The organism is Microbacterium sp. B19 (assembly GCF_000333395.1).
In the GTDB taxonomy this organism is placed as follows: Bacteria; Actinomycetota; Actinomycetes; order Actinomycetales; family Microbacteriaceae; genus Microbacterium.
Genome location: NZ_BADA01000090.1, coordinates 1 through 2,791 on the forward strand (window position 1 = coordinate 1; position 2,791 = coordinate 2,791).

The following is a 2,791-nucleotide window of genomic DNA, read 5'->3' on the forward strand; positions in this document are numbered from 1 at the left end:
CTCGGCCGGAGTGAGACGGGTCGGATCGCTCGTCGCGCAGGCCGACGACGTGTCCTCCGGATCCCAATCGTCCGTGCCGCCCGCCGGATACGTTCCCGGTGTCCACACCGAGTTGAAGAAGTTGTGGTTGGCACCCATGACCCACACGGCGGACCGGAGCACGTCATCCCCGAACGCGCGTCGGGAATCGTCGACGTACTTCTGCCCCTGCTGATCGGCCACGTCGCCGTCGCAGTACGGCAGAACCGCCATCGTCGTGACGTCGGGCAGAGTGCGTCGGGCGAAGTCGGTCGGAGCGAGGGGAAGGACAGCCCGGATGCCGAACGGATCGGGTTCCGCGGCGTTCAGCTGTGCGGCGGTGACGACGCCCTCCCCACCTCGGGAATGGCCCATCAGTCCGACCCGCCCCAGGTCGAAATGCCCCGCCAGATCGCCCGCCGTCAGACCCGATGGTGTCGCGGGCGCGTCCGACCGGTCGGTCGCGCGCGTCAGCGCGTCGTCGAATGTCCGAGTGACGGGCGTGCTCGACCCGTCCGGCCGGTCCTCGAACGCCACTGACTCGCCCCGGTTCAGCCGGTCGAGCATCCGCAGGGTGTCGAGCACGAGACGTCCACGGGCCTGGGCGCCCTGATCCAGGGTGAATTCGGCATCCGTGGCGTTGATGGCGTTCGCGGAGACCGAGATCACGTTGTACCCATTGGATGCCAGAGAGCGCGCTGTCTTGTCGTATCCCAGGTAGGACCGGATCACCATCTGGTCCTCGGCGCACGGCCACGCGAGGTCCGCGTCCCCCGTCGCTGCATCTCCGCATGTGACGTGGCGGCCGTGCTCGAGCAGAATCACGGGGCGCGCACCGGAGGCGGTCGTCAGATAGATCTTGCCGGCGACCTCGCCGCGCATGTCGGAGGAGCCCGCCAGCGCGAGGGAACGGTCGCCGAAGTCGTATTCCGCCTCACGCACCGCGTACGGTCCTGTCTGCGAGGGGTCGGCGACCGGGATGGTGGGCGCACCGCCCTTCTTCGGTTCCGGGCGGTCCGTCGGTGCGCGCCGTTCGCCCTGCCGACCCGAACCGTCCTCCCCCGCCTTGGGGCCGGATCCCGAAGCCCAGCCCTTCACCACCTCTCGCGCGGCGGCGACTCGGTCGTCCGACGTCGTGACGGTCAGGGTGCGCCCGCGGTCTGAGGTGCGAGCGATCCCGATGGGAGCGCCGTCGACCACGATCGTCGGAGCATCGCTGACCACCGGCAGGGACTGTGCCAGGTGGAGGATCACCACGAATCCCGCGGGTGCACGCTCGACGGTCCAGTCTTCTCCGACAGCCACGACCGTGTCGTCCCGCGTTTGCGCGATCGCCGGCGACGCGATCGCACCGCCGAGGAGGAGCGCAAGGATCGACACAGCAGCGAAGTGGCGACGGCGCGGACGTGCGGACATCGGGCGGCTCCCTTGGCGAGCGGGGGATCCGGTCCTCGATCACGCGACGACTCCCCCCGGGCCGCATGATTCCCGGCAGTAAAGCAGAAGCGGACCACTTTCCGCGAGCGTCAGCGTTTCCCGCTGGCCACGGACGTGCACAGGAAGGCCCCGAAACGGGGGGATACGGGCTCGATCACTCCCAGCGTGACGTGCAATGCCGGCCGCGGGGACAGCGATGCGAAGCGCATTTCCGCGAGTTCCTCGCTCGGAAACACAGAACCCCGGCTGAGCGCTGAAGAGCGTCTGACCGGGGCTTTCGTTTTGCTGGGGTACCTGGACTCGAACCAAGAACAACGGAACCAGAAACCGCCGTGTTGCCAATTACACCATACCCCAAGGCGCTGAACCGAAGTTCGTGCCGAGGATCAAGCTTACGTGACACCGGGCCGAGCACCAAACCGGCGCCCGCCCGCGCGCGTCGCGACGGCTCGTATGCCCCTCTCCGCATGCTTCGGTGTCCACAACACGCGCATGCCGGCGCGTGGCATCCGCGTGTTTTGGACACTGAAGTTGGGGGGTGGCAACGCACCAAGCGCAGCGGATCGGCGTGCGGCCTGAGTCCGGGCACCGGGGTTGCGCCGTGCCGTGCTCCCCTCGCGCGCCTGGCACGATCGGCCGTGTCGTGCAGCTCCCGGAGGCGTCGCGGAAGCAGGCGCGAAGGTTCGGTGTCCAGAACACGCGGACGCCAGCGCATGGCATCCGCGTGTCTTGGACACTGAATCAGGAACGCGCAGCCCGGATGCCGGCAGAGCGCGGGACAACGTCGGGCGCGCCCGCCTGAGACGAACGGCAGAGGCACGAGCGCCGAGGACGGCGCACGCCCCGGGCGCCGAGGACGGCGCCCGGGGCCGCGTCAGCCCAGGTGCTGCACCAGGGCGTCGAGGCGGCGGAGGGTCGCGGCCTTGCCGAGCAGCTCCATCGACTCGAACAGCGGCGGCGACACGCGACGGCCGGTCAGGGCCACACGCGGCGGACCGTAGGCCACCCGCGGCTTGAGGCCGAGTTCGTCGACGAGAGCGGCCGAGAGAGCTTCCTGCACCGCGGCGGGGGTGAACTCCGCCTCGGGCACGAGCTCGAGCGCGCCCACCGACGCGACGAGCACCTCGGCGGCGTTCGCGGGCAGGCCCTTCAGGGCGTCCTCCGCGTACGACACCTCGTCGACGAAGAGGAAGCCCAGCATTCCGGGCACCTCGCCGAGCAGCTGCACGCGCTCCTGCACGAGGGGTGCGGCGGCGGCGATGATCGCGCGGTGTTCCGCCGACGGCTCCTCGGCCACGTACCCGGCTGCAGCGAGGTACGGCACGATGCGGGCGGC

General features: G+C 69.9%; 1 protein-coding gene, 1 tRNA gene and 1 pseudogene. All 3 read right to left on the reverse strand.

Going from position 1 to position 2,791, the window contains the following annotated elements:
* On the reverse strand, positions 1–1,434 hold a 1,434-nt coding region (locus tag I5G_RS20300; protein ID WP_204365538.1), incomplete at its 3' end, for a hypothetical protein.
* 306 nt (positions 1,435–1,740) lie between these two features.
* A tRNA-Gln gene (locus I5G_RS03070) sits at positions 1,741–1,812 on the reverse strand.
* Between the two features lie 517 nt (positions 1,813–2,329).
* A pseudogene (locus tag I5G_RS03075) lies at positions 2,330–2,791 on the reverse strand (glutamate--tRNA ligase); the annotation flags it as partial.